This is a genomic window from Saccharopolyspora sp. NPDC050389 (assembly GCF_040655595.1).
In the GTDB taxonomy this organism is placed as follows: domain Bacteria; phylum Actinomycetota; class Actinomycetes; order Mycobacteriales; family Pseudonocardiaceae; genus Saccharopolyspora.
Genome location: NZ_JBFAKG010000190.1, coordinates 1 through 6,345, shown reverse-complemented (window position 1 = coordinate 6,345; position 6,345 = coordinate 1). Strand labels below are relative to the sequence as shown.

Here is a 6,345-nt window from a genome sequence, read left to right as displayed (position 1 = left end):
CACCATGGTCCGCTGGGCCGCCATCATCCACATGACCCGCCGCCTCGCACGCCTACCACAACACCAACCACAAGATCCAAAACAGCCTCTATAGCGACACAAAGTGCACACGGGCTTTGACCAGGGAAAACACTCAACAGCGCGGGGATGCAAACGCGGTCCGCCGCATGCGCGAGGGGTGCGCACAAGTCCGGGCGGTGATCGCCCGTATGGTCTCCACGTGCATCCAGGGTCGGCGAAAAAACTTCGGCTGTACGCGACGCTGCTCGGGCTGGTCGGCACCGTGCTGGCGGTGCTCGTGCCCTTCCTACCTGTCAATCACGACGTGGTGACATTACGGTGGCCAACTGCTGAAGGCACCAGGTCGGTGTCCGCCCCGTTGGTCGCCTACTCGCCGCTGTGGCTCGACGCGAAGGTGCCGTGCGCCGCCGCGCACAGCCTGGACGCGCGCACCGCGGGGCCAGGAATCCTGCTGAGCACGAACCCGCCGTCCTCGGACTACGGCAAGCTGACCGGGCTGACGCTGCAGGTCGACGACGGTCAGGCCGCGCTGTTCTCCAAGGGCCAGCAAGTCAGCACGGTGCAGCTGCCGGCCGGTGACTGCACGATCGACGTGCGCGCGGACGCCGGCGGCACCACCGCGGGCGTCAACGAGCAGGCGTGGGCACGCGTCCTCGGCGATCAGCGCCCGCAGCTGACCGGTATCTACTCGTCGCTGGACAACGCCGTGGACGACGTGCGCGGGCTGTCCTTCGAGGCGCGCGTCGACAACCGGTTCAGCAGCTACGCGACGTCGCTCAAGCTCGTGGTGATCGCCCTTACCGTGGCGGCCTTCATCGGCTCGGTGCTCTGCCTGCGGCGACTGGACGTGCGCGCCGGACGGCGCCCGCCTCGGCTGGCCCCGCTCCGCTGGTGGAAGCCGACCTTCCGCGACGTCTCGGTGATCGGCGCGCTGGGCGTGTGGTGGCTGGTCGGCGCGATGACCTCCGACGACGGCTACGTGCTGAGCATGGTGCGGTCGGAGCAGAGCGCCGGGTACGTCAGCAACTACTACCGCTGGTTCGCCAACCCCGAGTCGCCGTTCGGCTGGTTCTACGAGTTCTACGCGCTGTGGGTGCAGGTCTCGACGGCGACGCCGTGGGTGCGGCTGCCCGCACTGCTGATGGGCATCATCAGCTGGCTGTTGATCAGCCGCGAGGTGCTGCCGCGACTCGGCCAGCAGGTGCGGCGCAGCAACGCCGCCGGCTGGGCCGCCGCCGCGGTGTTCCTGGCGTTCTGGCTGCCCTACAACAACGGGCTCCGGGCCGAACCGGTCGTGGTGCTGTTCTCGCTGCTGGCTCTGTGCGCCGTCGAGCGGGCCGTGGCGACCGGGCGGCTGATGCCCGCCGCGCTGGGCCTCGTCGGCGCCGCCTTGTCGGTGGGCGTCAACCCGCACGGCCTCGTCGCGGTGCTGCCCTACATCGCCGCGATCAAGCCGCTGTACCGGTTGGTGCGCAAGCGGGCCCAGGAGTTCGGCTGGCTGCCGGTGCTGGCGCCGATCTCCGCTTCCGGGTTCGTGATCCTGACGCTGGTGTTCTACGACCAGACCTGGCAGTCGGTCATGGACTCGATGGAGCTCAAGACCACCTTCGGCCCGAACGGCCGCTGGTACGAGGAGCTCAACCGCTACAGCCTGCTGTTCAGCCAGAGCCCGGACGGTTCGCTGACCCGCCGGTTCCCGGTGCTGCTGGTGATCCTCTGCCTGGCCACCTGCGCCGTGGTGCTGCTGCGGCGCGCCCGCATCCGAGGCGCCGCGCTCGGCCCGAGCCGACGGCTGCTCGCGATCACCGCGCTGTGCTTCGCCGTGCTGGCCCTGACTCCCACCAAGCACACCCACCACTTCGGCATCTTCGCCGCCTTCGGCGGTGCTCTGGCAGCGCTGACCGCGCTGGCCACCAGCAGCACCGTGCTGCGCTCCCGGCGCAACCGAGCGGGCTTCGTCGCCGGCCTGATGGTGATCCTGGCGTTCGCCTCCACCGGCCCGAACGCCTGGTGGTACGTCTCGGGCTGGGGCGTGCCGTGGTTCGACAAGCCGCCGTCGATCAGCGGGCACAACTTCAGCACGCTGTTCCTGGTATTCGCCGGGATAGCGGGCGTGATCGCGCTTATCGAGCACCTGCGCATCGACGAGAACAACCCGAAGATCGTCGACGAGCGCTGGGACAGCCCGGAGAAGCGCAGCCGCGCCCTGCGGCTCGGCACCGCGCCGTTGTCGCTGCTGTGCGCGCTGATGGTGTTCGGCGAGCTCGCGGCGTTCGGCAAGGCCATCCAGGAGCGCGGCGACAGCTACAGCCTGTCCACGGACAACATCAAACAGCTCACCGGCAACAGCTGCGGACTGTCGGACTACATCGGGGTGGAGACCGATCCGCAGGCCAGCGTCCTGCCGGTGGCGGCCGACCAGCCCTCGGCGCTCGCGCCGACCCGGGATCCGGCGGTGCCGGTGCCGCCGCGCCGGCTGGCCGGCCGGGAAACCGCCGAGCAGTACCTGCAGCCCAAGCAGGTGGGCTTCACCCGGCCCGGCGTACCTCCCAGCGACGGCGCCGATTCGGACGCGCCGAGCTGGAAGCCGCCGCACCAGTTCGGCGGCGACAACGCGCCGGTGTGGGGCAGCTTCGACGAGGCCGGCACCAACACCGGTGAGCTGCGCACGCCCTGGTACGACATCCCGGATTCGGCTCGCAACGGCGAGGTGCCGGTGGCGGTGAGCCTGGCGGGCGCGGAGACCGGCGCGAACTTCGTGGTCTTCGAATTCGGCAAGGAGACCGACCGGGGCTTCGAGATCACCGGCCGCTACACCGCGGAGCAGGGCCCGCCGCCCGGGTGGCGGGATCACCGCTACATGCTCGGCGCCGAGGCCGAGGGCGCGACGAAGATGCGGCTGGTCGTGGTCGACCAGGCGCTGGGCCGGGAGGGCTGGCTCGCGGTGACCGCGCCGCGGGTGCCGAAGCTGACGAACATGACCGACGTCATCGGCGACAGCGCGACGTTCGTCGAGTGGCCGGCCGCGCTGGTGCACCCGTGCCTGCGGATTTCCGGTCTGTACAACGGGATCGCGGAGATGCCGCAGTTCCGGGTGTCGGCCGGCGAGGAGGTCCGGGACATCGGCGAGGGCTGGTCGTCGCCGGATGCCGGCGGGCCGTTCGGCTGGCTGACGATCGCGTCCAGCGTCCGCGAACTGCCGACCTACCTGCGCAACGATCCGCAGCAGGACTGGGGTTCGCTGTACGTGGTGCACCCGTACGACGCGGATGCGCTGCCCGCGCAGGCGGCGATCGAGGTGCATTCGGAAACCCACTGGGGCACCTGGTCGCCCGGCCCGCTGACGCAGGCCGTGGAGCTGCCGGGCGACATGCCCAGCTCCGACGACCGCACGGACATCCCGACCTTCGACGACAAGCAGGACTGATCCCGGGCGAAGGGCACCGCTGACCGAGCAAGCCGGTCGGCGGTGCCCTTCGTTCATGACTGGTGTCGGCGTGGGCGGGCATCATGGGGTCGTGAGTCGGTATCGGGAGCGGCCGCCGGTCGGCGCGCTGGCCGGGGCGATCGCCTGCGTGTGGACGCACGGGGCGGACGCGGGCGGCCACGTGCAGCGCGTGGTCCCGGACGGCTGCGTGGACCTGATCTGGATGGGCGACCGCCTCGACGTGGTCGGACCGGACACCACCGCCAGGCTCGCGGCGCTGCCGCCGGGGAGCCGCATCACCGGGATCCGAGCCAGGCCCGGTGCCGCCCGGCTGCTGCTGGGCGGCATTCCCGCCACCGAGCTGCGCGATCTGCAGGTCGACGGCCTCGACTGCTGGGGCACTTCGCTCCAGTGCACAGTGGACAGAATCCGCGAAGCCCCGGAGCAGGCGGGGCGGATTCTCGAGGAATTCGCCTGCTCGCGGTTGTCGGAGTTCCGGCCCGATCCGGCGCTCGCGCCCGTCGTGGCGGCTCTCGACTCCCCGGCCCCACTCGCGATTCCGGCGCTCGCCGACACCCTCGGGTTGTCCGAGCGCCAGCTGCGGCGACGCGTCACCGCCGCCGTCGGCTACGGCCCGCAGGCCCTCGCCGCGGTGCTCCGCTTCCAGCGGGCGACGCGGCGCGGCACCGGCCCTGGCGGGCTCGCGGAGCTCGCCCACGCCACCGGCTACGCCGACCAAGCGCACCTCACGCGCGAGTTCCGCCGCCTGGCCGGCGTGACCCCTGGCCGGTATTTCAGCCCGCTTCCGCAGAACGACCCGTGAGTACTTTTTGTCGCTATAGCGGCTGTTTGAGAGCTCGTTTGCGCAGTGGTGCATCCTCGTTGGCTGGTGTGGAGTGAACGACCTGTTCTCCTCGATAGGTGAGGTGAACGGTCCGTTCGCTTCATCCATCCAACGTCGGCGGGCACCAGCTGGTGTGGGGTGAACGGCCCGTTCGTCCCGATAGGCGAGGTGAACAGGCCGTTCGCTTCACCGCTTTGAAGGCACAAGCCGCCCTGCCACGACCCCACACCACCACATCCAAAACAGCCTCTATAGCAACCAAAAGTACACACGGCACCTGACGATCAGCCGCGTTCGGCCAGAGCGCTCCAGAACTCCAGGCGGTGCTCGGCGGCGAAGTCCGTTCCGGTGATCTGATCCGGGTGCAGCGACTGCACGTGCGGCTCGGCGGCCGAAAACGTCGGCCAGCCGGGCAGATCCGGCCCGTTGGGATCGCCGCTGCGCGCGAAGTTCGCCCAGTAGCGGTTCATCGTCGCCGCCAGCCGCCGCTGCGCGTCGTTCAGCGGCGCCGGCTCACCGAGGTCGAACTGGTAGGCCACCTCGGCGGAATGGTGGGCGCCTGGCGGGAATCCCGGCGGAAACGGCACGACCGGCGGCGCATCGCGGTCGGCGAACTCGTAGACGTAGGTGGCGGTGTCCGCGCTCAGGGCGTGCGTGAAGTCCCACACCGAGCGCGCCCAGGCGCAGTCGCCGACCACTTCCGCCCACGCCAGGCCCGGAGTCGGATACGCCCCGGCTGGATACTGCTGTGCGACGTCGTCCGCCGCGGCTTCGAAGGCCTCGGCGAGCAGCTTGTCGTAGCCGTCGGCCGTGCTCGCCGATGTTGCGCTGCACCCAGCGCAGCACCGCCTGCTGGTCTTCGAGGCCGAAGCCGCCGCCTCCCGCCAGGCCCGGGTAGCCGAAGTTGCCGAAGATGCCCAGCCGCGAATTCGGCGCGACCACCACGACGTCCTCGGCGACCGCGAGTCGGTGCGCGTCGAAGATCGCGCCCTCGCCGTTGGCGCCTCCACCGCCGTGCAGCCACACCATGACCGGCTTGCGGCCGCCGGTGCGGGGCGCGGTCACGTTCAGGAACAGGCAGTCCTCGTCCAGGCTTGCGATGTCGGCGAAGTCCTGCGGGAGCTGCGGGCACGGGTTTCCCGGCGCGGTCGCGTCCCGCACCTCCGGCCACGGCTCGACGGGCTGCGGCGAACGCCAGCGCAGCTCGCCGACCGGCGGCGCGGCGTAGGGAATCCCTTGGAACAGCCGGTACTTCTCGAAGGTCAGCCCGCGCACGCGGCCCGAATCCAGTTCCACGATGTCGTCCATGACACCTCCGTGTTGCGGGGACGTCCCGGCTCAACCCGCGCGGGTGGCCAGATCGAACATGGTCGCGAGCTCGCGGGCGTAGAGGTCGGCGTCGGCGTCGGGCTCCACTCCGAGGCGCAGCGCGACACCGTCCAGCGCGTGGCGCAGCGCCACGGCCATCACGTGCGGGTCGAAGTCCCGGAACTCCCCCGCCCGCTGGCCGGCGCGGAGCAGTTCCCGCATGCCTTCGAGTTCCCGCCGGTGCGGCAGCGCCGCGTCATCGCCGCGCTCGTTCAGGAAGATCTCGGTGAGCGCCCGGATCTTCCGGTGGTGCACGCGGTAGAAGTCCACACTGGACTCGATGAATGCCCGGAGCTGGTCGCGCGCCGTGCCGGCCGCCTCGATCCGCTCCCCCACCAGCTCCTCGGCCACCGCGTACACGTCGGTGACCACCTGCTGCATCAGCTCGGCCTTGTTCTTGAAGTGGTAGGAGATCATCCCCGTGCTGCTCAGCCCGGCCCGCTTGGCGATCTGGCCGAACGACGCCCGCGAGTAGCCGAGCTCGACGATCGTGTCGATGGCGGCCTCGACGATCTGCGCCCGCCGACCGCGCTCGGTGAACGACCGCTCTTGCTCACCTGAGCCGGAATTTGCTCGCATGAGCAAAACGTAGCACAGGTGAGCAAGGACGGGTTGCGTACGGGGCCGTGCCGCGATGAGCACCGCCACGTACACGCCGATGCCGGGCAGCTTGATGCTCAGCGCG

The 6,345-nt window shown here is 70.3% G+C and carries 4 protein-coding genes and 1 pseudogene; 2 read left to right on the top strand and 3 right to left on the bottom strand.

What is annotated here, in order from left to right:
- Positions 1 to 220: 220 nt before the first annotated feature.
- Positions 221 to 3,448 (top strand): arabinosyltransferase domain-containing protein, encoded by a 3,228-nt coding sequence (locus tag AB0I53_RS48965; RefSeq protein WP_358617944.1) that lies wholly within the window; start codon positions 221 to 223, stop codon positions 3,446 to 3,448.
- 91 nt (positions 3,449 to 3,539) lie between these two features.
- Positions 3,540 to 4,271 carry a helix-turn-helix domain-containing protein gene (locus AB0I53_RS48960; protein WP_358617942.1) on the top strand — a complete coding sequence of 244 codons (732 nt, stop codon included), beginning with the start codon at positions 3,540 to 3,542 and terminating at the stop codon, positions 4,269 to 4,271.
- A gap of 305 nt (positions 4,272 to 4,576) precedes the next feature.
- On the opposite strand, the gene AB0I53_RS48955 is transcribed toward AB0I53_RS48960, so the two are convergent.
- The 3 genes and pseudogenes from AB0I53_RS48955 to AB0I53_RS48945 all read right to left on the bottom strand — a co-directional run.
- The gene (locus AB0I53_RS48955; RefSeq protein ID WP_358617939.1) at positions 4,577 to 4,990 is read right to left on the bottom strand and encodes a carboxylesterase family protein; all 414 of its coding nucleotides are present in this window, start codon (positions 4,988 to 4,990) and stop codon (positions 4,577 to 4,579) included.
- 169 nt (positions 4,991 to 5,159) lie between these two features.
- Positions 5,160 to 5,600: pseudogene (locus tag AB0I53_RS48950) on the bottom strand (carboxylesterase family protein); the annotation flags it as partial.
- A gap of 30 nt (positions 5,601 to 5,630) precedes the next feature.
- The coding region (locus AB0I53_RS48945) for a TetR/AcrR family transcriptional regulator (protein ID WP_358617937.1) at positions 5,631 to 6,345 on the bottom strand (715 nt) is incomplete at its 5' end.